Annotated in this window: 23 protein-coding genes and 1 tRNA gene; 6 read left to right on the plus strand and 18 right to left on the minus strand. The window is 69.3% G+C overall.

All coding sequences use genetic code 11. The features are described 5' to 3' along the window. Positions 1–114: 114 nt before the first annotated feature. Positions 115–1,113: an alpha/beta fold hydrolase gene (locus ASC79_RS00770; RefSeq protein ID WP_056018283.1), complete on the minus strand. Its 999-nt coding sequence runs from the start codon at positions 1,111–1,113 to the stop codon at positions 115–117. 117 nt (positions 1,114–1,230) lie between these two features. Between ASC79_RS00770 and ASC79_RS00775 the strand changes: the two genes are divergently transcribed. Further along, positions 1,231–1,440, plus strand: coding sequence for a hypothetical protein (locus ASC79_RS00775; RefSeq protein WP_056018285.1), 210 nt, complete (start codon positions 1,231–1,233; stop codon positions 1,438–1,440). Positions 1,441–1,578: 138 nt separating this feature from the next. Here the strand turns inward: ASC79_RS00775 and ASC79_RS00780 are convergent, their stop codons facing one another. Continuing rightward, a complete protein-coding gene (locus tag ASC79_RS00780) occupies positions 1,579–1,839 on the minus strand; it encodes a hypothetical protein (RefSeq protein WP_056018287.1) in 261 nt (86 codons plus the stop codon). Positions 1,840–2,051: 212 nt separating this feature from the next. On the opposite strand from ASC79_RS00780, the gene ASC79_RS00785 reads away from it, so the two are divergent. After that, a tRNA-Ser gene (locus ASC79_RS00785) sits at positions 2,052–2,141 on the plus strand. A gap of 233 nt (positions 2,142–2,374) precedes the next feature. On the opposite strand, the gene ASC79_RS00790 is transcribed toward ASC79_RS00785, so the two are convergent. The 6 genes from ASC79_RS00790 to ASC79_RS00815 all read right to left on the minus strand — a co-directional run bounded on the left by ASC79_RS00790 (position 2,375) and on the right by ASC79_RS00815 (position 9,514). After that, positions 2,375–4,309: a PAS domain-containing hybrid sensor histidine kinase/response regulator gene (locus ASC79_RS00790; protein ID WP_056018289.1), complete on the minus strand. Its 1,935-nt coding sequence runs from the start codon at positions 4,307–4,309 to the stop codon at positions 2,375–2,377. Beyond that, complete coding sequence (locus ASC79_RS00795; RefSeq protein WP_056018291.1) at positions 4,302–5,801, minus strand: methyl-accepting chemotaxis protein; 1,500 nt, start codon at positions 5,799–5,801, stop codon at positions 4,302–4,304. The genes ASC79_RS00790 and ASC79_RS00795 overlap by 8 nt, the downstream gene beginning before the upstream one ends. A gap of 154 nt (positions 5,802–5,955) precedes the next feature. Next, complete coding sequence (locus tag ASC79_RS00800; RefSeq protein WP_162244241.1) at positions 5,956–6,552, minus strand: response regulator transcription factor; 597 nt, start codon at positions 6,550–6,552, stop codon at positions 5,956–5,958. 197 nt (positions 6,553–6,749) lie between these two features. Then, on the minus strand, positions 6,750–7,475 hold the full coding sequence (locus ASC79_RS00805; RefSeq protein ID WP_056018296.1) for a hypothetical protein: 726 nt from the start codon (positions 7,473–7,475) through the stop codon (positions 6,750–6,752). Positions 7,476–7,633: 158 nt separating this feature from the next. Continuing rightward, the gene (locus ASC79_RS00810) at positions 7,634–8,905 is read right to left on the minus strand and encodes a M20/M25/M40 family metallo-hydrolase (protein ID WP_056018298.1); all 1,272 of its coding nucleotides are present in this window, start codon (positions 8,903–8,905) and stop codon (positions 7,634–7,636) included. 72 nt (positions 8,906–8,977) lie between these two features. Then, positions 8,978–9,514, minus strand: a complete 537-nt coding sequence (locus tag ASC79_RS00815; RefSeq protein WP_056018301.1) for a sigma-70 family RNA polymerase sigma factor — start codon at positions 9,512–9,514, stop codon at positions 8,978–8,980. A gap of 211 nt (positions 9,515–9,725) precedes the next feature. Here ASC79_RS00815 and egtB point away from each other — a divergent pair, with 211 nt between their 5' ends. Then, positions 9,726–11,954, plus strand: coding sequence for an ergothioneine biosynthesis protein EgtB (egtB, locus tag ASC79_RS00820; RefSeq protein ID WP_056018303.1), 2,229 nt, complete (start codon positions 9,726–9,728; stop codon positions 11,952–11,954). 43 nt (positions 11,955–11,997) lie between these two features. On the opposite strand, the gene ASC79_RS00825 is transcribed toward egtB, so the two are convergent. From ASC79_RS00825 to ASC79_RS00845, 5 genes are all read right to left on the minus strand, one after another. Next, positions 11,998–12,216: a general stress protein gene (locus tag ASC79_RS00825; protein ID WP_056018305.1), complete on the minus strand. Its 219-nt coding sequence runs from the start codon at positions 12,214–12,216 to the stop codon at positions 11,998–12,000. 256 nt (positions 12,217–12,472) lie between these two features. Continuing rightward, entirely contained in the window at positions 12,473–13,822 is a 1,350-nt protein-coding gene (locus ASC79_RS00830; RefSeq protein ID WP_056018307.1) for a cell wall metabolism sensor histidine kinase WalK, read from the minus strand. Beyond that, positions 13,819–14,559: a response regulator gene (locus ASC79_RS00835; RefSeq protein WP_235528699.1), complete on the minus strand. Its 741-nt coding sequence runs from the start codon at positions 14,557–14,559 to the stop codon at positions 13,819–13,821. The genes ASC79_RS00830 and ASC79_RS00835 overlap by 4 nt, the downstream gene beginning before the upstream one ends. Positions 14,560–14,611: 52 nt before the next feature. After that, entirely contained in the window at positions 14,612–15,280 is a 669-nt protein-coding gene (locus tag ASC79_RS00840) for an MBL fold metallo-hydrolase (RefSeq protein ID WP_056018311.1), read from the minus strand. A 66-nt stretch (positions 15,281–15,346) separates the two neighbouring features. Further along, positions 15,347–16,894, minus strand: coding sequence for an amino acid permease (locus tag ASC79_RS00845; protein WP_056018313.1), 1,548 nt, complete (start codon positions 16,892–16,894; stop codon positions 15,347–15,349). 178 nt (positions 16,895–17,072) lie between these two features. On the opposite strand from ASC79_RS00845, the gene hrpB reads away from it, so the two are divergent. Further along, positions 17,073–19,508 carry an ATP-dependent helicase HrpB gene (gene hrpB / locus ASC79_RS00850; RefSeq protein ID WP_056018315.1) on the plus strand — a complete coding sequence of 812 codons (2,436 nt, stop codon included), beginning with the start codon at positions 17,073–17,075 and terminating at the stop codon, positions 19,506–19,508. On the opposite strand, the gene ASC79_RS00855 is transcribed toward hrpB, so the two are convergent. From ASC79_RS00855 to ASC79_RS00870, 4 genes are all read right to left on the minus strand, one after another. Further along, positions 19,505–20,455: a bifunctional helix-turn-helix transcriptional regulator/GNAT family N-acetyltransferase gene (locus tag ASC79_RS00855; protein ID WP_056018317.1), complete on the minus strand. Its 951-nt coding sequence runs from the start codon at positions 20,453–20,455 to the stop codon at positions 19,505–19,507. The genes hrpB and ASC79_RS00855 overlap by 4 nt on opposite strands. A gap of 98 nt (positions 20,456–20,553) precedes the next feature. After that, positions 20,554–21,339, minus strand: a complete 786-nt coding sequence (locus ASC79_RS00860; protein ID WP_056020852.1) for an RNA methyltransferase — start codon at positions 21,337–21,339, stop codon at positions 20,554–20,556. Further along, positions 21,336–22,238: a class I SAM-dependent methyltransferase gene (locus ASC79_RS00865; protein ID WP_056018319.1), complete on the minus strand. Its 903-nt coding sequence runs from the start codon at positions 22,236–22,238 to the stop codon at positions 21,336–21,338. Before ASC79_RS00865 ends, ASC79_RS00860 begins: the two co-directional genes overlap by 4 nt. A 49-nt stretch (positions 22,239–22,287) precedes the next feature. After that, a complete protein-coding gene (locus ASC79_RS00870; RefSeq protein ID WP_156378297.1) occupies positions 22,288–22,509 on the minus strand; it encodes a hypothetical protein in 222 nt (73 codons plus the stop codon). A 265-nt stretch (positions 22,510–22,774) separates the two neighbouring features. On the opposite strand from ASC79_RS00870, the gene ASC79_RS00875 reads away from it, so the two are divergent. Both ASC79_RS00875 and ASC79_RS00880 read left to right on the plus strand, forming a co-directional pair. After that, complete coding sequence (locus ASC79_RS00875) at positions 22,775–23,410, plus strand: TetR/AcrR family transcriptional regulator (RefSeq protein WP_056018323.1); 636 nt, start codon at positions 22,775–22,777, stop codon at positions 23,408–23,410. A gap of 125 nt (positions 23,411–23,535) precedes the next feature. Then, positions 23,536–24,948, plus strand: a complete 1,413-nt coding sequence (locus ASC79_RS00880) for a DUF1254 domain-containing protein (protein WP_056018325.1) — start codon at positions 23,536–23,538, stop codon at positions 24,946–24,948. A gap of 4 nt (positions 24,949–24,952) precedes the next feature. On the opposite strand, the gene ASC79_RS00885 is transcribed toward ASC79_RS00880, so the two are convergent. Then, positions 24,953–25,588: a TetR/AcrR family transcriptional regulator gene (locus tag ASC79_RS00885; protein ID WP_056018327.1), complete on the minus strand. Its 636-nt coding sequence runs from the start codon at positions 25,586–25,588 to the stop codon at positions 24,953–24,955. Positions 25,589–25,651: the final 63 nt, after the last annotated feature.

The raw sequence follows: 25,651 nt of genomic DNA on the forward strand, positions 1-25,651 counted from the left end.
CAACTGCGAAGAAACAGACGATTGAATCAATCTCGGCGCTGCGACTGCGTGCCGACAACTGTCATTCACACTACAGGATGCTTGAAAACGGTGAACAACCTGTGGGTGAATAATTCATCTACCCTTAAGCATATTCGCCTGGGAGGCGACTTCGCTCACGGCGGCGACGACGGCCTCGGGACGGTCGGTCATGATCATGTGCGAACTGCCCTCGACGCGCCGGCTCTCGCCGCGGGTCGATCGCCGCGCCAGTTCGCGGTGCAGGCCCCACCAGAGATCGGCCAGCGGCTGGCGCGCCGGCTCGGGCGCGGCGGCGTAGGTCCCGTCGGCGGTGAGCACGATCAGCGGCAGGTCGCCGTAGGTCTGGCGCCCGGCGTCGAGGGCTTCTGACGTGGCGCCCCAGAGGGTGTCGAGCTCGGACATGCGGGTCTGCCAGGTCGACGGACGGATCGCTTCGGCGCGGCGGGCGGCGGCGATCGCGGCGGGCTGACCCTGGCGCGCGGCCGGGACGCAGCGGTCCAGCGGCGGCTCGGCGGACGGGAGTGTCCTGGCCTCCGCCGCGGCCAGGCACTTGGCGGCGCGCTCGCGGATCAGACCTGTGTCCGCCGCGCCCGGACCGAACATCGCGGCGAAGCGGCGGTCCTGATGCTCCACGGACGGATCGACCAGCACCATGCCGACGACGTCGCCGGGGCGGCGGTTGGAGAACAGGCGGACATAGAGCGCGCCGGCCGAGTGGCCGACGAGAATGAACGGCCCCTCAATGCGCGCGGCGCGCAGGCCGCGGTCGAGGTCGCGGGCGATGGCTGCGCCGTCGCGGGGCAGGGGGCCCGGATCGGAGAAGCCGGCCCCGGCGCGGTCGTAGGTGCAAACGCGGTGCGTCCTGGCGAGCGCGGTCTTGACCTTGCCCCAACCGAGGGAGTCGGCGCTGTAGCCGCCTTCCAGCAGCACGGTCGGCGCGCCTTGCCCGGCGCAGCGGAAGTTGAGCGCCCGCCCGTCGGGCAGCCGGGCGAGGGTTTCGGGACGGGCGCCGACCTCGCCGGGCGGCGGCGCGGCCGCGGCCGGCGCGGCGAGCGTCAGCATGGCGGCGAGCGAGGCGAGGAGCGGGCGCATGGTCGGGTGGTCCTCGGGGACGGTCCATCGTCGGGCGGGATGCAACTACGCGGTGATCTGCACGTTCAGCCGCCGCCAAGCTTTGCCTAGGGCGGCCTGTGTAAACGGAAGCGCGCCATGACCGATCAACCCGAATCGCGGCCCATCGAGAATACGCCGGAGTACGTCGCCTACCTGCTGCTGGAGCGGATCGCCGACGTCGAGCGGATCTCCATGTCCCGCGACGGCAAGGAGAAGGTGGCGAGCCGCAAGTGGATCCTGGACACCTATGCCGAGTGCCTGGACGCGACGCGGGCCAACCGCCGCTACGCCAAGGCGCCGGGGTGAAGGCAAGGGGAGCGCGTCGGCGATGACGCGCTCCCCCGCTTCACCGGCGCCGGAGCGCCGGCGGCGCGCACTGGGACGATGGGCTCGTTTTGGTGCGCGACTGTCCCGCCCCGGGATCGCGCAGCAAGTCGCGTGCCGTCAGATTTCGATGTTCTGTGGGCCGTCCGCGCCCAGCACCAGCAGGCGCGCGCCCGGCTCGGGACTGGCCTGAAGCTCGACGTCGCCGTACCAGGCGGTGTCGCGTGCGGGGTCGGCGTCAAACAGGATGGCGGCCTCGCCCTTGCCCACGAACAGTTGCTCGATGGCCTGGGGGCAGGCGTCGATTCGCGTGATGGTCAGCCCGGCGGCCCGCAGCTCGCCGATCTTGGCGTCCAGTCGCTCGTGCAGTTGTTCGCTCATGCCGCAACCGCTGTTTGTGATGCTCCCGTCGTTTAACCTTAAGCGATGACGCCGCCGGCGCGCCGCACTTTTTGGCGAGCGTGCGCAGATCGTCCGGGCGGGGCGTTTTTCTTTTCCGCGCCCCCGTTGCTCCCGGCGCCTGGTTTCGGCTATGGAGTGCGACCCGATTTGGACCGCGCCGCTCGCAGAGCTCGCAGCGACCTGATCGGGCTGGTGACGTGGCCGAGTGGCTGAAGGCAACGGTTTGCTAAATCGTCATACGTGAAAGCGTATCCAGGGTTCGAATCCCTGCGTCACCGCCAATTTCCTGACATTCGCGTTGAAGCGGGCCGGCGTGGCGCTGATGACGCGCCCGTCGTCGATCTGCGCCCGACTAACTTATGACAATGCGCGCGGCCCCTGGTCGCGGTCGTGTGGCGCGTGGCTGTGCGGGCGTTCTCGTCCAACGCCTTTGCAACCGCAGGCTCAGCGATCTCGGGGGAGGTCGCTGATGGGCTCTCTCGCTCGGCTGAGAGAGCCCTTGCCCGCCTTGAGGCTAGAGCTCGGGCGGCGCGGGGCGGATGTCCATCACTTCGGCGATCAATTCGGCGGCGTCGAGCGGCTTGACCAGGAAGGCGTCGGCGCCGGCCTGGCGGGAGGCCTCGCGGTGCTCGGGCATGGCGTTGGCGGTCAGCATGCAGATCCGCGGACCCGCCCGCAGCGGCCGGGCGGCGCGGATGCGGCGAACGGCGGTGACGCCGTCCATCACCGGCATCTGCATGTCCATGAGGATCAGGTCGTAGGTCTGGAGGGCGGCGGCCTCGACGGCTTCCTGGCCGTTCTCGACGCAGGTCAGTTCGACCGGCAGGGCATCGAGGATCAGTTCGACGACGCGGCGGTTGGTGGGATGATCCTCGGCCAGCAGCACGCGCACCGGGCGGTCGGGCATCGGCGCCAAGAAGGCCGGGGCGGCGGGGAGCGTCGGGGCTTCGCGCGCCACGCGGCGCAGCGGCAGTTCGAAGGCGAAGAGCGCGCCGGCGCCGGGGCTGGACGAGGCGACGATGTCGCCGCCCATGAGATCGACCAGGGATTTCGAGATCGCCAGCCCAAGGCCGGTGCCGCCGAACTGGCGGGTGATGGACGAGTCGGCCTGTTCGAAGCGGTCGAACAGGGCGGCGGCGGCGGCCGAGGGAAAGCCGATGCCGGTGTCCTGGACCACGAAGCGCACCCGGCGCACGCCGTCGGCATGGCCGCGCGAGAGCACCTTGAGCCAGACGTCGCCGCGGGCGGTGAACTTCACGGCGTTGCTGAGCAGGTTGGAGAGCACCTGGCGGATGCGCAGGTCATCGCCGTGGAAGCGGTCGCAGACCTCGCGGTCCATCTCCAGGTGGAACCCGATCGACTTCTCGGCGGCGCTGGCCTGGAAGAGGGCGAAGGTGGCGCGCACCATGTCCTCCAGGTCGAAGGGGTCGGCGCGGATGCAGAGGCGGCCGGCGTCGACCTTGGCGAGGTCTAGGATGTCGCTGAGCAGGCCCTGGAGCGCCCGACCCGAGGTCTCGATCAGCTGCACCATCTCGCGCTGGGGCGGCGCCAGGTCGGTGCGGGCCAAGGCCCCGGCGACGCCGAGCACGCCATTGAGGGGCGTGCGGATCTCGTGGCTCATATTGGCCAGGAAGGTCGACTTGGCGCGGCTGGCCTCCTCGGCCTCTTCGCGGGCCTGGACCAGCCGGGCCTCGGCGGCCTTTCGATCGGAGAGGTCGCGGACGATGGTGGTGAAGGCCGGGCCGGTCGGCGTCTCGAGGCGGGCGAGGGACGCCTCGGCCGGGAACTCCTCGCCATTGCGGCGCAGACCGAGGATCTCGGTGCGCTCGTGCATGCGCAGGCTGGGCCGCTGGTCGGCGGCGAAGCGGCCGACGGCATGCTGGTGACGCGCGCGGAAGCGGGGGGGCATCAGCTCCTCGACGCTGCGGCCGACCGCCTCCTCGGCGCTGTAGCCGAACATCGCCTCGGCCCCGGCGCTGAACAGCAGGATGCGGGCCTGCGCGTCGGCGACGACGATGGCCTCAGGCGAGATCTTGAGCATGCCCGCGAGCATCTGCTGGCTGCGCTGGGAGGCGGCCTCGGCGGTGCGCAGCGGCGTGACGTCCTGGACCGCGCCGGCCACGCCGAGGGGCGCGCCGTCGCCGCCGAGTTGCGGCTCGCCTCGATGGCGCAGGACCCGGACCGCGCCGTCCGGCAGTTGGACCCGGTGGTCGAGGGCGTAGGCGCAGCCGGTGTCCATGGCGCGCTGGACCGCCTCTTCGACGCGGCGACGGTCGTCGGCTGGGATCCGGGCCAGGGCGTCCTGCGCAGTGCATGGCCCTGGCGGCAGGCCCAGCAGGCGCAGCGCCGGTTCCGAACAGGAGAGCTGGCCGCTGGCCGCGCTCCACTCCCAGGCGCCGGCGTTGGCCAGGCGCTGGACCCGGTCCAGGCGGTCGGGGCGCTCAACCATGGGCGCGCCGGGGCACGGGCGCCGCGCCGGCCGAGCGGCGGGACAGCTGGAAGCGGGCGACCAGGGCGGCGAGTTCGGCCGCCTCGCCGCGCAGGGATCGGGTGGCGGCGGCGGACTGCTCGACCATGGCGGCGTTCTGCTGCAGGCCCTGGTCCATCTGGTTCACGGCGGTGTTGATCTGGGCCAGGCCCGAGGCCTGTTCCTGGGTCGAGGCGGTGATGCGCGCCACGACCTCGTCGATCTCGCCGACCTTGGCGGCGATCGCCTGGAGGGCGGCGCCGGTCTCGCGCACCAGGCCGACGCCTTCGTCGACATGGCCGGTGGAGGCGGAGATCAGCCCCTTGATCTCGCGCGCCGCGTCGGCCGAGCGCTGGGCCAGGGCGCGGACCTCCGAGGCGACGACGGCGAAGCCTCGGCCTGCCTCGCCGGCGCGAGCGGCTTCCACCCCGGCGTTGAGCGCCAGGAGATTGGTCTGGAAGGCGATCTCGTCGATCACCCCGATGATGCGGCCGATCTGGCCGGAGGACTCTTCGATCTGGCCCATCGCGCCGACGGCGCGCTCGACGACGGTGGTGGAGTGGTCGGCCAGGGCCTTGGCGTCGGTGACGACCTGGCCCGCCTGGCGCGCGCCGTCGGCGGTGGCGCGCACGGTGACGGTGATCTGATCGAGGGCGGCTGCGGTCTCCTCCAGGCTGGCGGCCTGGCGCTCGGTGCGACTGGAAAGATCGCCGGACGCCTGGGTCAGCTCGTCGGCCCCGGCCTCGACGCCGGCGGCGTTGCCCGCGATCGAGGCGATGTCGTCCTCCAGGCGTGCCATGGCGGCGTTGAAGTCGCCGCGCATCTGCGCGTACTCGGCGGCCAGATCGGTCTCGATTCGGTATGCGAGATCGCCGCCGGCCAGGGCGTTCATGCCCGCGCCGATGGTCCGGACGATGGCGGCGCGCTCCTGGGCGAGGACCAGGGTCTCGGCTTCGCGGCGCGCGGCGTCGGCGGCGGCTAGATAGACCGAGATCGCGTAGTCCATGTCGAGCAGGGCGGCCTTGGTCAGGGCCCCGAGCTCGGCCGCGACCTGGACCGGCGAGGCGCCGCGGCGCCGTCCAAACCCACCGCGCGGCCAGCGCGCGGCGGTGACTGCGGCGATCAGAGCGTCGAGCACCAGAGCGTAGCCGCCGATGTACCAGCGGGGTTCCAGGCCGATGCGGGCATGGGTCTCGCCGACGGTGGTGACGGCGCGGACATAGGTCTCGTCGAAGCGGCCGCTGGAGATCGTTTCCCAGTGGTCGATCTGCCGGCTCTTGGCGCTGGTGATGTGGCTGGGGCTGGAGAAGAAGCGACGTGTCTCCGGCCGCTGGGCGACCTGGGCGTAGAACCCGTCGAGCGCGCCGGGCAGGGCCTGCATGAGGATGGGTTTGATGTTGAGGATGTTCTCGCAAGCGAGGTCATCCATCTGCATGAAGCTTAGTCGTTCACCGAGTTGATCAGATATCGACATGTCAGGCCCCCGCTGTATTGGTAGCGAGGCTGACTTGGTCATCATTAATGACGTACTAAGATGACAAATATCAAAAGTAATAGCTAAGTATAGTGGATTGTAAAATCCGCATATATCGAATGACTATGCTGAATTAGCCAACCGGCTAGGTCGTCTATATCCGTGAGTGGCCTGAAGCCAACCGGCTGACCACTTCGGTGCGGTTGCGGGCGCCGGTGGCGCTGAGGATCGCCTGGACGTGCAGCTTCACGGTGGCGATGGAGATGCCGAGCTGCTGGGCGATCTCCTTGTTGGTGCGGCCGCGTTCGAGTTCGCGCAGCACTTCGAGCTGGCGGGGCGAGAGGCGCGGGCCACGGCCGGGCACGGGATCGGGGAGGGCGCCCAGCTCCTCGAAGCAGGGAAAATACTCGCCGCCGACGACGACCAGCCGGAGCACGGCGAGCATGAGGTCCGAGGCGGTGTCCTTGGGCACCAGGGCGCGGAAGCCCCGGGCGTAGGCGATCCTGGCCCAGCGGATGTTCTTGTGCGGGGCCAGAAGCACCATCCGGCCGGGACCCAGGCGCTCGGCGTTGCGCTCGAGCCAGTCGCCGGGATCGCCCTGCGGCGGCGGATCCAGCAGGATCAGGTCATCGTCACGCGGACCGAGGGCGGCGACGTCGGAGATGTCCTCCAGCGTCACAACCGTGTCGGTCGGGAGCTCGGCCGCGACGAGCGCGCTTAGCGCGTCCCGCCAAAGCGGTTGCCTGCTCACTACGACCACACGCATCACGCACCCCCTGACGGCCGCCAAGACAGCCGTCCGTTGTAATTTCCCCAAGGCTAGTATGGGGTTTGGAGCGGCGCGTCATCTAGCCAACAGGACTATTCGCCCGGTTTCGGGAGCCACCGCGGACCCAAATTGAACATTGTTCTCCCTTTGCGCGAAAACGGTGCGCGCGTGAGGGGAATTCAGACACGATCCTCGGGCGGGCGGCCTTCCTCGGTGGCCGGCGCGGTGAGCGGGTCCTGGGCGTCCTGCAGGTTGCGCCACTCGGCGAAGCCGCGGTCGTAGCGCGCCTGCCATTCGCCGCGAAAAGCGCGGTACTCGGTGTCGTACTTGCGCTGCTGTTCGGCCCGCCAGGCGGCGTATTCGCGGTCAAGGGCGGCGAGCTTGGTCTCGCGCCAGTCGAGGTACTCCAGCTCGAACTCGGCCTCCGCGCCGGGATGATAGGCGTAGTCGGCGGGACGTCCGAACTCGCGGACCCCAGGATCGCGCGGGTCAATCGGCGGGTCGCCGTAGGGGCCGAGTTCGGCCTCCGGCGCGTCGGCGATCGGGCGGACGTGGCGAGCGACGATGGACTGGCGATAGCCGTGGGGCTCGATGCCGTACTCCTGGCCGCCGTGGGGGCCGTCGAGGCTGTAATAGCCGCGAGCGAGGGCGTCCTCGGCGTCGTAGGGCAGGTCGGGCGCGGCCTGGCGGCCGGCGTCGTAGCGGCCCTGGCGCCAGGCCGGGCGCTCGTCGCTGGGCTTATGCTGGGCCAGGGAGTCGAAGGAGCGGGTGTCTGCGCCGTAGTAGCGCGCCTGGTCCGATGAAAAGCGGCCTTCCTCGCCAAAGCTCTGGGGCTCGTCCTTGCGGCTCTCCTTGCGCCGACGGGGGGCGCGGGGATCTTCCGGCGGGGTCTGGCGGTGGGGCATGGCCTTTGTCCTCCTCCCTTTGGAAACGATGGGGTCGGAGGGGTGTTCCCCCCACGCGGCGCGCCTCCGCTCGCGGCGCTGGCCACGAGCGGGAATTCGGCCTGCTGGCCGGCTTTGCCCGATAGGGAGCCGGTCGCCCGGGGCGACCGGCGCGTTCGCTAGTTCACGCCGGCGGCGACGAGGACGGCGGCGAGGCCGACGCTCATGCCGCGGACGCTGTTGTTTTTCTCGACATCGATCCATTCGTCCAGCGAGTGGGCGCGGCCGCCCGTGCCGCCGCCGCCGATGGTGACGGCCGGGATGCCCAGGGCCATCGGCGCGTTGGCGTCGGTCGAGGAGGCGTCATACTGCGGCGTGTAGCCCAGGGCGGTGATGGCGGCGGCGGTCCCGGCCACCAGGGCGGTTTCTTTCGCGGTCTGGCCGGCGGGGCGGTCGCCGATCGGCTTGATCTCGACGCTGACCGCGCCGACGCGGGTGGAGCGGGCCTTGTTCTCGTGCTCGACGGCGGCCTGCATGATCTCCTGGAAGCGGGCGTCGAGCTTGGCGAGTTCGCCAGCGTCGGCCGAGCGCATGTCGAACTCGGTGAAGACCTTGTTCGGGATGGCGTTGACCGAGGTGCCGCCGCCGGTGACCGAGGCCGAGTAGGTGACCTTGGGACTGGTCGGGACCTGGACCAGGTAGAAGTCGGCGATCGCCTTGCCCATGGCGGCCATAGGATTGACGATGCCGAACGAGCCGTAGCTGTGTCCGCCGGGACCGTTGAAGGTCACGCGGTAGCGCTTGGAGCCGACCCCGACATGGGTGATGCCGCTGGGGTCGAGGCCGTCGACCGAGAAGAACGCCTTGGTGCGGTCCTTGTATTTGCCCTGGGTGAAGAAGTAGCGGACGCCGCGCAGATCGCCGGCCCCTTCCTCGCCGACCGTGCCGACGAACAGGATGTCGCTCTGGGTCTTGATCTTGGCCGCGTCGAGGGCGCGGATCCAGGCGAGCAGGACGGCGAGGTTATGGGTGTCGTCGGCGACGCCGGGGGCGAACAGCTTGGTCCCGTCGCGGCGCACGGTGACGTTGGTGCCTTCGGGAAACACGGTGTCGAGGTGGGCGGAGACCACGACCAGCGGGCCGGGCTTTGTCCCCTTGCGCAGACCCATGACATTGCCCTCGGCGTCGATCTCCACGTCGGTCAGGCCGTGGGCTTCGAGCATCGCCTTGTAGGCCTTGCCGCGCGCCTCTTCCTTGAAGGGCGGGGCAGGGATCTCGGTGAGGGTGATGATGTCCTGGACCGTCCGGTCGTGCTCGCGGTCGAGGACAGCCGTGGCGGCCTTGAAAGCCGGGCTGGCGACGATCTTGGCCGCATCGTCCTTGGGCGCGGCGAACGCGGGAGTCGCGATCAGGGCGGATAGGGCGAGGGCGGCGGGCAGTGAACGGGACATGGCTACTCCAGGGGCGTCGAGTCGCCGGCATAGTAGCGGTGGGGCCTGTGCCTGCTAGCTTCGGAATTGGGACTAGGCCCGGCTGGCCTCGGCGTAGTCGCCCGCCAGGACGTCGGAGGGCTCGTCGGCGTCCATGATCTTCAGGAGGCGCGCGCGGGCGCGGTTGACGCGGCTCTTGATCGTGCCCAGCGCGCAGCCGCAGATCTCGGCGGCTTCCTCGTAGGAGAGACCGGCGGCGCCGACCAGTATCAGGGCCTCGCGGTGTTCGTCGGGAAGCTGGGCGAGGCCGGCCTGGAGCGCGCGCATGGCGATGCTCCAGTCCTGGGTCGGCGGAGTGCGGACGTTGTTGGCGTACTCGCCGGTCTCGTCGCGAACCTCGCGGCGGCGGCGGATGACCTGGGTGTAGTAGGTGTTGCGCAGGATCGTGAACAGCCAGGCGCGAAGATTGGTGCCAGGCTCGAACTTGTCGCGATTGCTCCAGGCCTTGATCAGGGTGTCCTGTACGAGGTCGTCGGCGTCCGAGCCGTTGTGGCTGAGAGACCATGCGAACGCGCGCAGGGCCGGGATCATCGCCACCACCTCGTTGCGCCACTCGGTGTCACCGGTCATGCTGACCTCTAGACGCCCATCCCCCCACCAGGCTGCGTGCTTTGCGTGGAAACTCAACGCGCCCTTGGATCAACCGTTCCGGGTTGCACCGGCGGGGTGAGTTCCCAAATTGAGGAACTGCGTTTCGCCTGCGACGTTTGGCGGGGCGAGCACTGCTTCGCCGAGCAGCGGCGAAATCCGACACAATCAAGAAGTGAACTGGAGCGGGCAGATGGTGTCATTCGACAAGGCGAAGCTCGCCCCCGCACCGGCCCGGGCCGTCCGGGCGCGGGGCGCGCCAGACCCCTATCGCAAGGTCCGCGACGCCAGCGTGGCGCTGACCGCGCACCTGTCGGCCGAGGATCAGGCGGCGCAGTCGATGCCCGACGCCAGCCCGGTGAAATGGCACCTGGCGCATACGACCTGGTTCTTCGAGACCTTCCTGCTGGTCCCGCACCTGCCGGGCTATCGCGTGTTCGACCCGGCCTTCGCCTATCTGTTCAATTCCTACTATGAGGCCCTGGGGCCGCGGCAGCCGCGGCCGCAACGGGGGCTGCTGACGAGGCCCTCGCTGGCGCAGGTGCTGGCCTACCGCGCCCATGTGGACGAGGCGATGAGCCGGCTGCTGGCCGCGCCGTTCGAGGGCATGTCCGATCTGCTCGATCTGGGCCTGGCCCACGAGGAGCAGCACCAGGAGCTGATCCTGATGGACGTGCTGCACCTGTTCGCGCAGTCGCCGCTGAAGCCCGCCTTCGCGCCGGCCCCGGCCCTGCCGGTGGGGCGTGATCCGGGACCGGCCGGCGAGGTCGCCTTCGCCGGCGGCGTGGTCGAGATCGGTCATGACGGCGAGGGCTTCGCGTTCGACAACGAAGGGCCGCGGCACAAGGTCTATCTGGAGCCCTACCGGCTGGCCGACCGCCTGGTGACCAACGGCGAGTGGCTGGCCTTCATGGCCGACGGCGGCTATCGGCGGCCGGAGCTGTGGCTGGCGGAGGGCTGGGCGCAGGTCCAAGCCGAAGGCTGGGAAGCGCCGCTCTACTGGGAGCAGGGCGAGCGCGGATGGCTGGCCATGACCCTGCAGGGACGGCGGGCGATCGCGCCGCACGCGCCGGTCACCAATGTGAGCTTCTACGAGGCCGACGCCTATGCGACCTGGGCTGGCGCGCGGCTGCCGACCGAGGCGGAATGGGAGCACGCCGCCGGAGGCCTGCCGGCCAGCGGCAACATGCGCGAGCAGCTGCAGTACGGCCCTGCCGCCGCCAAGTCGACGCCCGGCCTGCGCCAGATGTTCGGCGACGTTTGGGAGTGGACCCGCAGCGCCTATGCGCCCTATCCCGGCTTCCACCCGGCGGCCGGGGCGGTCGGCGAGTACAATGGCAAGTTCATGATCGGCCAGATGGTGCTGCGCGGCGGCTGCTGCGCGACGCCGGCGGGGCATGTGCGGGCGAGCTACCGCAACTTCTTCTATCCGCATCAGCGCTGGATGTTCTCGGGCCTGCGGCTCGCCTGGGACGGGACCCAGCGCCCGGCCGAAAGCGCGCCGGACAGCGAGTTTGCGCGCGACGTGGTCGACGGGCTGTCACGACCGCAGAAGACGCTGCCGGCGAAGTACTTCTACGACGCCGAGGGATCGGCGCTGTTCGAGGCGATCACCGAGCTGCCCGAATACTATCCGACCCGCACCGAGCTGGCGCTGATGCAGGCCAAGGCCGGCGAGATGGCGCAGGCCATTCCCGCCGGCGCGACCCTGGTCGAGTTCGGCAGCGGGGCGAGCACCAAGACCCGGCTGCTGCTGGACGCTGCGCAGCAGTTGGCGACCTATGCCCCCATCGACATCAGCCGTTCGGCGCTGGACGCCGCCGCCGAGGCGATCGGGCGCGACTATCCGGCGCTAACGGTGGCCCCGCTGGTTGAGGACTTCACCAAGGCGCTGGCGCTTCCGGACGCCGCCGGCGACCCGCGGATCGGCTTCTTCCCGGGCTCGACCATCGGCAATTTCACGCCGGCCGAGGTGGTGGCGTTCCTGTCAGGCGCCCGCCGGCTGCTGGGCGAGGGCGCGGGGTTCCTGGTCGGCATCGATCTGGCGAAGGACGAGGCGACGCTGGTCGCGGCCTATGACGACGCGCAGGGCGTGACCGCGGCGTTCAATCTCAACCTGCTGACGCGCATCAACCGCGAGCTGGACGGCGACTTCGATCTCTCTGCGTTCCAGCACCAGGCGGTGTGGAACCAGGACGAGAGCCGGATGGAAATGCATCTGGTGAGCCTGCGCGACCAGTTCGTCAGCGCGGCGGGCCGAACCTTCCGTTTCGCGGCGGGAGAAAGCATCCACACCGAGAACTCCTACAAGTTCACGGTGGAAGGGTTCCAGCGCCTGGCGGCGGAAGCCGGCTGGAAGCTGGAGCGGCGCTGGGAAAGCCCCGCTCCAAGCTTCGCAGTGGTGTTGCTGAGAGCCTCTTAGCTGGCGTGATGGGCGAGGTCGCCGACGCCCATCTGGTTACGCCTTAGCTTTCGAGACGATCACCGCGGCTACGGCCGCCGCCACGCGAGGACTCACCGCCCTTGCGTCCGGCGGACGCGGCCAGGTCGCGGTCCTTGGCGAAGCTGCGTTTCTCGCCCGGCACGCTGGCGCCGCCTTTACGCGCAATCTCGCGGCGGCGTTCCGGGTTCATAGCTGCAAATCCGCGACGGGATTTCGGCTTGGCGGTGGGTTCAAGATCCATGGGCGGCTCCTCTATGCGTCGGACCGTCGGGGGGAGGGCGGTCGACGCCTCGCTTTCCCTATACGGTCAAGCAAACTCGCCAGAGGCGAAGGAGGTTGCGCGTAAAATGCGAATGAGACCTGCGACCATTCGTACCGCAAAGCTTCGTCCGTATCCGGTGTTCGCGCCCCAGCAGGGGATCGGGGACATGAGGATCGAAAAAGCGGACCGACAAAAAAACGCGAGGTCGGCCGAGCGGCGCCAGGCGCAGCGCCGTCTAGATCGGAAGCTGCACGCGGGCGGTCAGCCCGCCGCCCGGGCGATTGATCAGCGTGACGTCGCCGCCATGGCCGCGGGCGACCGAGCGCACGACAGCTAGCCCGAGGCCGATGCCGCCGGTCTGGCGACTGCGCGAGGGCTCGCGGCGGTAGAACGGGTCGAACACCCGCTCGATCTCTTCGTCCGGGATGCCGGGGCCGTCGTCCTCGATCTCGACAATGGCGCTGGCGCCTTCGCGATAGACACGCGCGCGGGCGCGGCCGCCGAACTTGACCGCGTTCTCCAGTAGGTTGGTGAACAGCCGGCGCAGGGCGAGGGGATCGCCCTCCAGGACCACCTTCTCGCCGAGCTCGACCTCGGTGTCGGCGCCGGTCTCGGCCATCTCGTCGAAGACGCTCTCCAGCAGCGAGGAGAGCTCGAGCGGCGTGCGCTCGCCCGCGCGGCTGGTGTCGCGCACGAAGGTCAGGGCCGCGGAGATCATCTCCTCCATCTGGTCGATGTCGGCGGCCATCTTCACCCGGACGTCCTCGGGCACGTTCTCGATACGGAACCGCAGGCGGGTTAGCGGCGTGCGCAGGTCGTGGGCGATGGCGCCGACCATGGCGGTGCGGTCCTCGACGTACCGGCGCAGGCGGTCCTGCATGTCGTTGAAGGCCTTCACCGCGACGCTGATCTCGGCCGAGCCGTTGAGCGAGAGCGGCGGCGCGCGCGGATCGCGGCCGAGGCGCTCGGCCGCGTCGGTGAACAGCCGGATGGGCGCCGAAAGCCTGCGCGCGAACACGAAGGCCACTGGGGTCATCGCCAGGGACGACAGCACGAACAGCAGCACGATGCGCTGCTGCCACGGATCCAGGCCGATGCCGCGCTCGGGCGAGAGCACCATCCAGCGGCCGTCGGTCTGCTGCACCGCCACCTTGAATGGCGCGACGAGGAAGTGCTCCTCGACCTCGCCGCCCTCGCGCGCGATGCGGTCGCGGATGACGCGGAAAACACGGCGGTCCGAGAACGGGAAGCGCGACGTCGAGGCGACCAGGACCCGGCTGTCGGCCACGCCCAGGCCAGCGGCGATCTGGGCGCGAATCTTGGGCGTCATGCGCCCGTCCATGACCAGGGGCGGCGGCTCCTTGGCGATGGTGACTTCGAGGGGGTGGCGTTCGGTGAACGTCGGCGGTTGGCCGCGCAACGCCTGGACGATTTCGCTGATCCGGTAGAAGTCCGGGGCCGGCGGCGGCAGGTTGAACAGCAGGAACAGACTGATCGCCTGGGCGGCGACGAGGCTGAGACCGATCAGGGCGAGCAGTTGGCCGAACAGGGACGCCGTCGGCCGGCCCGCCCACTGCCTGGTCACGCGCGCTTCACCTTGGCGGTGAACATGTAGCCTTCGTTGCGGATGGTGCGGATCAGATCCTGACCGCCGCCGCCGTCGTCGAGCTTGCGGCGCAGGCGGCTGATCTGGACGTCGATGGCGCGGTCGAAGGCGTCAGAGTCCGGGCCGCGGGCGAATTCGAGCAGCTGGTCGCGGGTCAGAACCCGCTGCGGCCGCTCGACGAAGGTGCGTAGCAGCGAGAACTCGCCCGACGACAGGTTGACGACTACGCCCTGGGGCGAGCGCAGTTCGCGGCGCACGAGGTCGAAGCGCCAGCCGGCGAACTCGCAGCCGGCGGCGGCCGCCGCGGTCTGGCCGCGCTGCTCGGCGCGGCGGAGGACGGCGCGCACCCGGGCTAGCAGCTCACGCGGATTGCAGGGCTTGGAGAGGTAGTCGTCGGCGCCCAGCTCGAGCCCGACGATGCGATCGGTGTCCTCGCCCATGGCCGAGAGCATGATGATCGGCGGGCCTTCGCCGACCGCCAGGCGGCGGCAGATGGCCAGGCCGTCCTCGCCCGGAAGCATCACGTCCAGCACGATGAGGTCGATGGGGCCGCGTTCGAGCGCCTGCTCCATCTCGCGCGCGTCGCCGGCGGTCTCGACCTGATAGCCGTGCTTGCCCAGGAAGTCGGACACGACGTCGCGGATGCCCGGATCGTCATCGACCATCAGGATGCGGGCGCTGGCTGTCGCGCCGGAATGTTCCGTACGTGTGTCCATCCGGGCCATTTTTACGCGCCCGCGTAACGCGCAGATTTCATCGCTGAAAGCATTAGGCCCCGGCCAGGACCTCGTCGGCGACGAAGGGATTGGTTTTCCGCTCCTGGCCGAAGCTGGACATCGGGCCGTGGCCCGGCACGAACCGGACGTCGTCGCCGAGCGGCCAGAGCTTGCCGGTGATCGAGTCGATCAGCTGCTGGTGGTTGCCGCGCGGGAAGTCGGTGCGGCCGACCGAGCCCTGGAACAGCACGTCGCCGACCTGGGCGAAGCGCGCCTGGCGGTGGAAGAAGATCACGTGGCCGGGGGTGTGGCCGGGGCAGTGATAGACCTCGAACTGCGTCTCCCCCAGCGACACCGTGTCGCCGTCCGCGAGCCAGCGGTCGGGGGTGAACGAGCGGGCGTCGGGCATGCCCCACTTGGCGCCCGAGGCGGTGATCTCATCGATCCAGAAGGCGTCGTCGGGATGCGGGCCCTCGATCGTCGCGCCCGTGGCCTGCTGCAGAGCGGCCGTGCCGCCGGCATGGTCGAGGTGGCCGTGGGTGATCCAGATCTTTTCGAGGGTGAGTTTGTGCTCCTGCAAGGCCTGCAGCAGCATCGGGACTTCGCCGCCCGGATCGATGATGGCCGCCTTCAGCGTCTTGGCGCACCAGACGATGGTGCAGTTCTGCTGCAGCGGGGTGACCGGCGCGATCAGGGCGCGGATGGGAGGCTCGGCGTTCATGGCCCCTAACATCGGGCCTGTCGGGCAATAAGAAAAGGCCCGGGGCGAACCCGGGCCTTTCCAAAGTCAGTGCTGACGATCGCCAGGCGCCGGAGCGCCGGGCATCGGAGCGACGGGTCCGGGAGGCGCGTCGGGCGACAGCTCCGGAACATCGATTATGCCGCGGCCCACGTGGCTCTTGCGGTAGCCGTAGAGGAAGTAGACCACCAGGCCGATCGCGGCCCAGCCCAGGAACAGGAGCTTGGTCTCGGTCGACAGGCTGAAGAACAGGTAGACGCAGCCCACCGCCGCGAGCGGCGCGACGACCATGATCGCCGGCGTACGGAACGGACGCTTGCGGGTCGGATCGGTCCTGCGCAGCACCAAGACCGCGATCGCCACCATCGCGAACGCGAACAGCGTGCCCGAGTTGGAGATGTCGGCCAGGACGCCGACCGGGAAGAAGGCGGCGAACAGCGAGACAAACACGCCAGTGATGATGGTGATGATGTGCGGCGTGTGGAAGGTCGGATGGACCTTCGACAGCACCGCCGGCAGCAGGCCGTCGCGGCTCATCACGAAGAAGATGCGGGTCTGGCCGAACATCATCATCAGGATGACCGAGGGCAGGGCCAGACCGGCCGCGAGGCCGAGCAGGTTGCCGATCTGCGGCCAGCCGATGGAGCGCAGGGTCCAGGCCAGGGCTTCCTTCGAACAGACCACCTGCGAGTCCGCGAGGGTCTTGCAGGCGGCGGTCAGCTCGGGGCTGCCGGGGCGCAGGCCGACGCCGGCGGCGTCGGTGATCGGCTGGGCGCCGACGGTCCCGATGACGCCCGTGGCGACCAGGATGTAGAAGATGGTGCAGATGCCGAGCGAGCCGATCAGGCCGATGGGCATGTTGCGTTGCGGGTTCTTGGTCTCCTCGGCCGCGGTCGAGACCGCGTCGAAGCCGACATAGGCGAAGAAGATGGAGGCCGCCGCCGCCGAGACGCCGGCCATGCCGAGCGGAGCGAACGGGTGGAAGTTCTCCATGTTGATCACCGGCAGCGCCAGGACGATGAACAGCGACAGGGCCGCGACCTTCACGGCGACCAGGATGGCGTTCACGGTCGCCGATTCCTTGGTGCCGATGACCAGCAGGCCTGTCACCGCCAGGGCGATGAGGGCGGCAGGCAGGTTGATGATCCCACCGTCCATCGGGCCCAGGACAAGCGCGCTGGGTATGTCGATGCTGAAGGCGTGCTCGATCAGCCCGACCACGTAGCCGGACCAGCCGACCGACACGGCGCCGGCGGCGACCGCGTATTCCAGGATCAGCGCCCAGCCGACCATCCAGGCCAGCAGTTCGCCCATGACGGCGTAGCTATAGGTGTAGGCGGACCCCGAAACCGGGACCATCGAAGACATTTCGGCGTAGCAGAGCGCGGCGACCGCGCAGACGAAACCAGCGATGATGAAGCTGGCGATCATGCCGGGGCCGGCTTTCTGCGCCGCCTCGGCGGTCAGAACGAAGATGCCCGTGCCGATGATGGCCCCGATCCCGAGCATGGTAAGCTGAAACGCGCCCAGCGACCGGTGCAGAGACTTTTTCTCTGCGGTCGCGAGAATCGCGTCGAGCGATTTAACTCGCCACATATTTCCTCCAGGAGAATCCGTGCGGCCCCCGCCGCTCGGTCTTGCATTTGGCGCTACGTGGCCCCTTCGGAACCTTGCGGTCAAGCGCCAAGCCGTCGCCAGCCGATTGCGCGAAACCCGGCGCCTGCGCGATGAGCGGCCGCCTTGGCCTGAAGAGCAGGCGCGGCTAGACCACGGCATGCTTCCGGTTGAGGAAATTTTGCCCGCTCTGCAGGCCGCGCTCGCCGAGCGGACGTCGGCGGTGCTGGTGGCGCCGCCCGGCGCGGGGAAGACGACCCTGGTCCCCCTGCGGCTGCTGGATGCGCCCTGGCTGGCGGGCCGCAAGATCGTGATGCTGGAGCCGCGGCGGTTGGCGGCGCGCGCCGCGGCCGAGCGCATGGCCAAGACCCTGGGCGAAAAGGTCGGCGAAACAGTCGGTTATCGCGTCCGTATGCAGTCGAGGATCTCGGCCCGCACGCGCATCGAGGTGGTCACCGAAGGCGTGTTCAGCCGGATGATCCTGGCCGATCCGAGCCTGGAGGGGCTGGGCGCGGTCATCTTCGACGAGTTCCACGAGCGCAGCCTGGACGCCGATCTGGGCCTGGCCTTGGCTCGCGATGCGCAGGGCGTGCTGCGTGAGGACCTGCGCATCCTGGTGATGTCGGCGACCCTGGACGGGGCGGCGGTGGCGCGGTTGCTGGACGAAGCGCCGGTCATCGAGAGCCAGGGCCGCGCGTTTCCTGTGGATACTCGCTACCTCGGACGCGACGAGCGGCTGCGGCTGGAGGATCGGACTGTGCGCGCCGTGGAGCGGGCGCTGGCCGAGGAAACCGGAAGCATCCTGGTGTTCCTGCCGGGCCAGGGGGAGATCCGCCGCACCGCTGAACTGCTGGCCGAGCGGGTGCGCCGATCCGACGTGCGGATCGCCCCGCTCTATGGCGCACTGGACCCGGCCGAGCAGGACGCGGCGATATCTCCGGCCCCGCCAGGCGTGCGCAAGGTGGTGCTGGCCACATCCATCGCCGAGACCAGCCTGACGATCGAGGGCGTGCGGGTGGTGATCGACTGCGGCCTGGCCCGCGTGCCGCGCTTCGATCCAGCCAGCGGCCTGACGCGGCTGGCGACCGTGAGGGTGAGCCGCGCGGCGGCGGACCAGCGACGCGGCCGCGCGGGACGCACCGAGCCGGGCGTCGCCTATCGCCTGTGGGACGAAGCCGAGACGCGGGCGCTGCCGGCGTTCGCTGACCCGGAGATCCTGGACGCTGAGCTGTCGGGCTTGGCGCTGGACCTGGCGCGGTGGGGCGCGCGCGATCCGAAGGACCTGGCCTTCCTCGATCCCCCGCCGGCCGCGGCGTTCAACGAGGCGCGGGCGCTGCTGCGGCGGTTGGAGGCGCTGAGCGAGGACGGCGTGCTGACCGCGCACGGTGAGGCGCTGAGCGAGTTCCCGCTGGCGCCGCGGCTGGCGCACATGGTGCTGAAGGCGGGCGCCACTGGCCAGGCCGGGCGCGCGGCGCAGATCGCCGCTCTGGTGACCGAGCGCGGCCTGGGCGGGCGCGACGCCGATCTGCGCCACAGGCTCGAGGTGCTGGCGCGCGACCGCTCGCCGAGGGCCCGGGATGCGCGGACCTTGGCCGAGCGCTGGGCCTCGCTGGCCGGCAAGCCGGGAAGGGGCGAGGCGCTGGACGACGGGCTGCTGCTGGCCTTCGCCTATCCGGAACGGGTGGCCAAGGCGCGTGGCGGGACCGGCGAGTTCCAGTTGGTCAGCGGCCGGGGCGCGTTTGTCGAACCCACCGACGCCCTGGCTCGTGAGAAGTGGCTGGCGATCGCCGAGATGGGCGGCGGCGACCGGCGCGATCGCATCCTGCTGGCCGCGCCGGTCGACGAGGCCGAGCTGGTCCTGGCGTTCAAGGACCAGCTGGAGATCGAAGACCGGCTGGAGGAGAGCGGCGGCGGACGGCTGCGCGCCAAGCGGCTGACGCGGCTGGGTCGCATCGCCGTGCGCGAGGAGATCGACGAGAACCCCGACCCGGCGCTGGTCGGGCAGGCCCTGGCCAATCGCGCGCGCGCCGAGGGGCTGGCGAAGTTGCCGTGGGGCGAGGCGATCCGGTCGTTCCGCGAGCGCGGCGCCTTCCTGCGGGCCCAGGGTCAGGATTGGCCCGATCTCAGCGACGAGGCGCTGGTGGCGAAGATCGACGACTGGCTGACGCCGCTGTTGTCAGGGGTGCGGTCGCTGGCGGCGCTGAAGCCGGATGCGCTGGACGGGGCGGTGAGGGCGCTGGTGCCCTGGGAGCTGCAGCGCAAGCTGGAGGCCTCCGCGCCCGCGCGCTGGAGCGCGCCGACCGGCAACAGTTTCGCCATCGACTACGCGGCCGACGGCGGGCCGCGCGTGGATGTCCGGGTGCAGGAGGTGTTCGGCCTGAAGGAGCATCCGCGGGTGGCCGGCGTGCCGATCACCCTGTCGCTGCTGTCTCCGGGCCATCGTCCGATCCAGACGACCAAGGACCTGCCGGGCTTCTGGGGCGGCTCCTGGCGGGACGTGCGCTCCGACATGCGCGGGCGCTATCCCAAGCACGTTTGGCCCGAGGACCCGGCCAACACCGCGCCGACCGCGCGGGCCAAGCCGAGGGGAACCTAGGCTCGAAAGCGCATGGCGACGTCGCAACGCTCGTAGCGTGCGCCGAAGAGCTGCATCACCTCGGCGTCGTGCTCGAAGCCCAGCTTTTCATAGAGGTGGATGGCCGGGCCGCACTTGGTGTTGGTCAGCAGGTAGAGCTGGTCGGCGGCGCCCATGGCGCGGGCGCGCTCGATCGCCTTGGCGAGCAGGAACTCGCCCACCTTGCGTCCACGGGCGGACTTCGACACGCCCATCTTGGTCAGTTCGTACCAGCCGTCCTTGGCCTTCATGATCGCGCAGGTCCCGACGACGCCGAGGCCTGCAGCTTCGGCGAACAGGATCGCGCCGTCCTGGTCGACGATGCGCGCACGGGGGTTCGACATCAGGTCGATGTCGTTGGCCTCCAGCGAGAACATCTCTTCGATCCACTCGGCGTTGATCGCATAGAAGGCCTCGGCCAACTCGTCGGAGAAGTCGCGAACGGCCATGTCGGGGGCCAGGGTCCGTTCTGTGAGCGAGCGGCGGTCGAGCGCGGCTTCGATCTTGCCGATCACATCCATGAGTTCCTGATCGCGGCCGTCGCAGAGGGCGATGGCGGCGGCCTCGACCCGGGGCCAGAGGTCCTGTTCCAGGCGGTCCATCAGGGCTTCGCCGGCCGGGGTGAGCGACAACAGCTTCTGCCGCTGGTCGCGGACGTCCTTGCTGACCTCGACCAGGCCTTGCTCGATGAGCGCCTGCAGGGCGCGGGTGGCGGTCGGCTGGCTGATGCGCAGGTGCTGGGCGATGGCGCCGACGGTGCGGGGGCCTTCACGGCGGAGCACGGCGAGAAGCGGCTGCTGAGCGGGCTGAACCGGCAGGTCCATGGCCTGCAGGATCGCGCCGGCTTCGGTCTGCAGGCGGTCGCCCAGGCGCTTCAGGCGGCTGCCCAGGAACATGACGCCAAGATCGGAAAGGGTGTCGGAAGTCATCTCGCTCGTCCGCGATGAAGAATATAGCTAGATATATACATAGCTATGGAAATTGCCGTCAAGACGACCTTAGAGCGCGGATGGCCCGGAAAATGGGGTCAGGTGGCGGCGTAGATCATGATGCCGGTGGCGACCGACAGATTCAGGCTGTCGGCCCGGCCGCGCATGGGGATCTTGACGTTGACGTCGCAGAGCGCGGCCATTTCGGGCGTCAGGCCCTGCTGCTCGTTGCCCATCAGGATCATGGCCGGCTTGGCGTAGGTCGCCTGGCGATGGTCGACATCGGCGCTCAGCAGGGTGCCGACCACAGAGCCCGGCCACGACGAGCGCCAGCCGGCGAACTCGGCCTCGGTCGCCTTGACGATCGGGACCGCGAAGATCGAGCCCATGGTGGCGCGGACGGCCTCGACCGAGAAGGGATCGCAGCACTCGCCGACCAGGATCACCGCGCCGCAGCCGGCGGCGTCGGCGGTGCGTACGATCGTGCCGAGGTTGCCGGGGTCGCGCACTCTGTGCAGGGCCACGAAGCAGGGCGCGGCGCCCGGATCGAGGGCGGTCAGAGGGGCGTAGGTCTGGGCGAAGACGGCGACGACGGCCTGGGGGTTATCGCGGCGCGAGACCTTGGCCAGGATGTCCTGGGTGACCTCGATCACCTCACCGCGGGCGACCAGGGTCGCCTGGATGGCGCGCTTGAGCAGCGGATGGCCCTCGGCGTCCTTGCCGTACATCAGGGTGCGGGGCGCATGGCCGAGTTCGACCGCCTCGGTGACGATCTTGAGCCCCTCGGCGACGAACAGGCCCGACTGATCGCGCTCTTTGCGCAGATGCAGCCCGCGGACGGCCTTGACGGTCGGGTTGGTCAGCGAGGTGACGACGCGGCTCATGCCGACCACCGGCCATAGAAGGACATGCCGATCTGACGTTCGCCCGCGTCCTCGACCAAGGTCAGTTCGCCCCAGTCGATGGTCCCGCCGCGGCCAGCCAGCTTGGCGGAGCAAAGCGAGGACAGGGCCGCGCCGGAGATCCGCTCGGCGTAGGCGTTGAGCAGCAGGAAGGAGGCGTCTTCCCCGAGAAGCTCAGCGCACAGGGCCGAAAGCTCCGGCAGGTCCTCGAACAGCCGCCAGACCTCGCCGTCCGGCCCGCGTCCATATTTCGGCGGGTCGAGGATGATGCCGTCGTAGCGCGATCCGCGGCGCACCTCGCGCTGGACGTAGCGGCGGGCGTCTTCGCAGATCCAGCGGATGGGGCGGTCTTCCATGCCTGAAAGCGCCGCGTTCTCGCGCGCCCAGGCGATGGCCTTCTTGGAGGCGTCGACGTGGGTCACGTGAGCGCCGGCGGCGGCGCAGACTAGGCTGGCGACGCCGGTGTAGCCGAACAGGTTGAGGATGCGGGGCTGGCCGGGCAGGGCGCGCACGCGTTGGTCCAGCCAGGCCCAGTTGGCGGCCTGCTCCGGGAAGAACGCCAGGTGACGGAAGGCGGTGAAGCGCGCGTGGTAGCGGACGTCGCCCCAGGCCATCGGCCAGCTTTCCTTGGGCTTGCCGCGGAAGCGCCACTTGCCGGCGTCCTCCTCGTCCGAAGGATCGAAGACCGCGTCCGCCTTGTCCCAGACGTTCTGCGGCAGGCGCGGATCCCACATCGCCTGCGGCTCGGGGCGCACGACGGTGTAGGGGCCGTAGCGCTCAAGCTTGCGGCCGCCGCCGCTGTCCAGCAGGGCGTAGTCGGCCCAGCCGGTGGTGCGCATGGCGCCGGGCAGTTCGGCGACGACAGGGGCGGTCTTGGTCATGGCCGCCCACTAGCCGGTTCGCGGCCCGCAGGTCCAGTCCTGCGAGGTCTTAGCGCCCTTGCAGGGCGGCTTCCGTGCCCTCGATCTCTTCGCGGATCCAGTCGTGGCCATTGGCCGAGAGCACGCCGTCGAGGGCGGCCATGTGGACCGAAAGGCGTTCGCGAATTTCGGGATCGACATCGCTGCGGGTCGCCATCCACTTGGCGACGAGGTGAAGTCCGAAGGCGCTATGCAGCGCCAGGCGTTGCAGTTGGTCGTCGGGCAGTCTCATGTCCGCTCCCTCATCCATTCGGCGTTCCACCGGCGCGCGCATTCGAGCGCCACGGCGGAGTTTGCCCAGGGGAAACGCCCGAGCCGGCGAAACGCTGCGGCGCGCTTGCGTGGGCGGCGATCGGCGGGGTGAGCCCGTGATTTGAGAAAGCTTCCGCTAGGGCGCCCTTACGCCTTGGAATTGTCAGGCCTTTTCATTAGTCCAGGCTTGCAACCTCGGTAGTTTTGGTTTCCGTTTGTTACAGGACGGACTCGGAAGGAATGCTGTGAACATCGCAGTGACGACACGGCGCTCAGCCCGGAAGCCCAAGGGCGACGGCCACCTCCGCAGGGCGGAGATCCTGGAGGCCGCCGAGCGTATCTTCGTGGCCGAAGGCTATGAGGGCGCAACGATCCGTAAGATCGCGGATGAAGTCGGGGTGTCGTCGACGGCGCTCTACATGCACTTCCCCGACAAGAGCTGCATTCTGCTGGAGATCTGCCAGGGCACGATCCGCCAGCTTCTGGAGCGGAACGCCGAGATCGCCGCCAAGCCGATGGACGCGACCAATCGCGTCAAGCTGATGCTCGACGCCTACATGCGCTGGGGGTTGGCGCATCCGAACGCCTACGAACTGGTGTTCTGCAACGCCGCCCGGCTGATCGCGGTGATCGGCGAGGAGCCGACGACGGCCGACCTGGGCGACCAGTGCTATCAGGTCTTCTCCGGCGTGGTGCGCGAGATCGCCGCCGACGGCCGCCTGCGCACCGGCACCGCCGACAGCGCCGCCCAGGCGCTGTGGACGTCCTGCCACGGGCTGGTCAGCATGATGATCGCGCGTCCGAAGTTTGAGTGGGCGCCGACCGACGAGCTGATCCAGGTCACGCTCGAGGGCCTGATGCACGGGCTGGTGGCCGACTAGGCGATCCAGCGCTCTATGGCGCGTCCTCGGGGTTCGCCCTGATTACGTGGGCGCGGCAGGGCAGGCGAGTGTGGAGACCCGTTCGACGAGGTCTCCCTATGCCTGCTTCCCCCATCGCTTTTCCAATGCATACCCGTCGCTGGCTGTTGGGCTCTGCGGTCCTGGTCGGCGGCGTCTCGGTGCTTGGCGTTCTGGCTGCGTGTGACCGCAAGGCGGTTGAACCGGCCGGGAAGGCTGCGCCCGAGGATCTGAGGGCGATCGCCAAGGAGGCGTGGATCTACGCCTATCCGGGGCTGATGAACTACCAGACCCTGGTCACCCAGACGCAGGATCCGAACAACCCGGCCTATGCCGGCTTTGGCAAGTTCCGCCACTACAGCCAGTTCTTCACGCCCGCCAACAAGGACATCGTTACGCCCAACAACGACACGCCCTATTCATGGGCGTGGCTGGACCTGCGGGCCGAGCCGTGGGTGCTGAGCGTGCCGGCCGCCCCGCAAGGCCGCTACTACGTCCATCAGTTCATGGACCTCTTCACCCAGATCTTCGGCTATGTCGGCGTGCGGGCGACGGGGCGCGATGCGGGCAGCTACCTGATCGCCGGTCCCGCCTGGACCGGTCCGACGCCGCGCGGGATCAACGGCGTGCTGAGGTCCGAGAGCGACCTGGTCGTCAACCTGGCCCGCACGAGCATGTCAGGGCCGCAGGACGCCGCGGCGCTGCGGGCGTTCCAGGCGCAGTACAAGCTGGAGCCGCTCTCGACCTTCGCCAAGACTGCGCCGCCGCCGCCGGCCCCGCCGATCAACTTCCCGCCCTGGGACAAGGCCAAGGCGCTGGGGCCGGACTTCGTCGGCTACCTCAATTTCCTGCTGCAGTTCAGCCAGCCGACGCCGGCCGCGGAGATGGAGTTGATGGCGCGCTTCGCCAAGGTCGGCGTGGGCCCCGGCAAGCCGTTCGATCTCGCCGGCCAGACCCCCGATGTACGCGAGGCGATCGTGGGCGGGGCGAAGGACGGGGCCGCGGTCCTTGAGGCGGAGATCGCCAAGACCACCAGCTCGATCGGCCTGTTCGGTTCGCGAGACCAACTGGGGTCCGACTACATCATGAAGCGCGCGGTGGCCGCGGCCATGGGCATCTACGGCAATGCGGCCGAGGAGGCGGTCTATGTCGGCACGATGCGGGACGCCAGCGGCGCGCCGCTGGACGGCGCGAACCGCTACGAGGTCCACCTGACCAAGGCGCAGCTGCCGCCAGCGGCGTATTTCTGGTCGGTGACCATGTACAACCTGCCAGATCGGCTGCTGGTCGAGAACCCGATCCGTCGGTACTCGCTGGGCGACCGCAGCGACCTGAAGTTCGCGCCCGACGGGTCGCTGACCCTCTATGTGCAGGCGACGTCGCCCGGCCCGGACAAGGAATCCAACTGGTTGCCCAGCCCGGCCAAGGGCCCGTTCAACGTCGTCTTCCGGCTCTATGGCCCCTCATCGGAGGCGCAGCAGGGCAAGTGGCCGCCGCCGGCGCTGACCAAGGTCGGGTAGGGGACTAGTCCGGCCGGTAGGCGCGAAGGAAGGTGTCGACGGCGGTGTTCACCTGGCTCTCGATCTGGGCGTCGGTGAGGTCTTCGGTGATCACGCCCCAGGTTCGCGGCTGCAGGACCCCGGAGATCGCCAGGTCCTTGAACTGCTGGGCGGCGACGAACGGGTCGGCGCGGCGCAGGACGCCCTGGTCCATGAGATCAGACACATAGGCCGCCATCCGTGTGAGGATCACCTTGGGCCCCATTGCGTAGAAGGTGCGGCCAAGTTCGGGGAAGCGGCCGCTTTCGCCGACCACGACCCGGTGGATGCCGAGCGATTCCGGCGTCAGCAGCAGCTTCAGGAAGGCCGCGCCGAAGTGCTCGAGGCGCTCGCGCGCGTCGTCGCCCTCGTGTTCGACGTCGAACAGCGTCTCGGCCAGAGCGCCGCACTGGCGCTGCATCACGGCCTCGAACAATTCTTCCTTGGACTTGAAGTAGTTGTAGAGCGTGCCTTTGGAGCCGCCGAGGCGCGAGGCGATGGTCGACATCGAGGTCGCGGCGTATCCGTCGGCCAGGAAGCAGTCCCGCGCGACATCGAGAATGCCGTCGCGGCGTTCGTCCCGACGCTCCTCCCGTCTGCTCTGAGGCGTGGCTGTCACCATCTGACCATCCTGTACGGTTTGTGCTTGACGAGGTCCAGTGCGAGGAACATATGACCGTACCGT

Source organism: Phenylobacterium sp. Root1290, assembly GCF_001425305.1.
In the GTDB taxonomy this organism is placed as follows: Bacteria; Pseudomonadota; Alphaproteobacteria; order Caulobacterales; family Caulobacteraceae; genus Phenylobacterium.

What these genes read in the sequence shown, in the direction of transcription:
- ASC79_RS00775 (WP_056018285.1), top strand. Translation starts at nt 1,231, where the DNA reads ATGACCGATCAACCCGAATCGCGGCCCATCGAGAATACGCCGGAGTAC.
- ASC79_RS00835 (WP_235528699.1), bottom strand. Translation starts at nt 14,559, where the DNA reads ATGGACACACGTACGGAACATTCCGGCGCGACAGCCAGCGCCCGCATC.
- ASC79_RS00885 (WP_056018327.1), bottom strand. Translation starts at nt 25,588, where the DNA reads ATGGTGACAGCCACGCCTCAGAGCAGACGGGAGGAGCGTCGGGACGAA.
- ASC79_RS00810 (WP_056018298.1), bottom strand. Translation starts at nt 8,905, where the DNA reads ATGTCCCGTTCACTGCCCGCCGCCCTCGCCCTATCCGCCCTGATCGCG.
- ASC79_RS00870 (WP_156378297.1), bottom strand. Translation starts at nt 22,509, where the DNA reads ATGAGACTGCCCGACGACCAACTGCAACGCCTGGCGCTGCATAGCGCC.
- ASC79_RS00805 (WP_056018296.1), bottom strand. Translation starts at nt 7,475, where the DNA reads ATGCCCCACCGCCAGACCCCGCCGGAAGATCCCCGCGCCCCCCGTCGG.
- ASC79_RS00865 (WP_056018319.1), bottom strand. Translation starts at nt 22,238, where the DNA reads ATGACCAAGACCGCCCCTGTCGTCGCCGAACTGCCCGGCGCCATGCGC.
- ASC79_RS00855 (WP_056018317.1), bottom strand. Translation starts at nt 20,455, where the DNA reads ATGACTTCCGACACCCTTTCCGATCTTGGCGTCATGTTCCTGGGCAGC.
- ASC79_RS00860 (WP_056020852.1), bottom strand. Translation starts at nt 21,339, where the DNA reads ATGAGCCGCGTCGTCACCTCGCTGACCAACCCGACCGTCAAGGCCGTC.
- ASC79_RS00815 (WP_056018301.1), bottom strand. Translation starts at nt 9,514, where the DNA reads ATGACCGGTGACACCGAGTGGCGCAACGAGGTGGTGGCGATGATCCCG.
- ASC79_RS00780 (WP_056018287.1), bottom strand. Translation starts at nt 1,839, where the DNA reads ATGAGCGAACAACTGCACGAGCGACTGGACGCCAAGATCGGCGAGCTG.
- ASC79_RS00880 (WP_056018325.1), top strand. Translation starts at nt 23,536, where the DNA reads ATGCATACCCGTCGCTGGCTGTTGGGCTCTGCGGTCCTGGTCGGCGGC.
- ASC79_RS00795 (WP_056018291.1), bottom strand. Translation starts at nt 5,801, where the DNA reads ATGTCGATATCTGATCAACTCGGTGAACGACTAAGCTTCATGCAGATG.
- ASC79_RS00825 (WP_056018305.1), bottom strand. Translation starts at nt 12,216, where the DNA reads ATGGATCTTGAACCCACCGCCAAGCCGAAATCCCGTCGCGGATTTGCA.
- hrpB (WP_056018315.1), top strand. Translation starts at nt 17,073, where the DNA reads ATGCTTCCGGTTGAGGAAATTTTGCCCGCTCTGCAGGCCGCGCTCGCC.
- ASC79_RS00770 (WP_056018283.1), bottom strand. Translation starts at nt 1,113, where the DNA reads ATGCGCCCGCTCCTCGCCTCGCTCGCCGCCATGCTGACGCTCGCCGCG.
- ASC79_RS00845 (WP_056018313.1), bottom strand. Translation starts at nt 16,894, where the DNA reads ATGTGGCGAGTTAAATCGCTCGACGCGATTCTCGCGACCGCAGAGAAA.
- ASC79_RS00790 (WP_056018289.1), bottom strand. Translation starts at nt 4,309, where the DNA reads ATGGTTGAGCGCCCCGACCGCCTGGACCGGGTCCAGCGCCTGGCCAAC.
- egtB (WP_056018303.1), top strand. Translation starts at nt 9,726, where the DNA reads ATGGTGTCATTCGACAAGGCGAAGCTCGCCCCCGCACCGGCCCGGGCC.
- ASC79_RS00840 (WP_056018311.1), bottom strand. Translation starts at nt 15,280, where the DNA reads ATGAACGCCGAGCCTCCCATCCGCGCCCTGATCGCGCCGGTCACCCCG.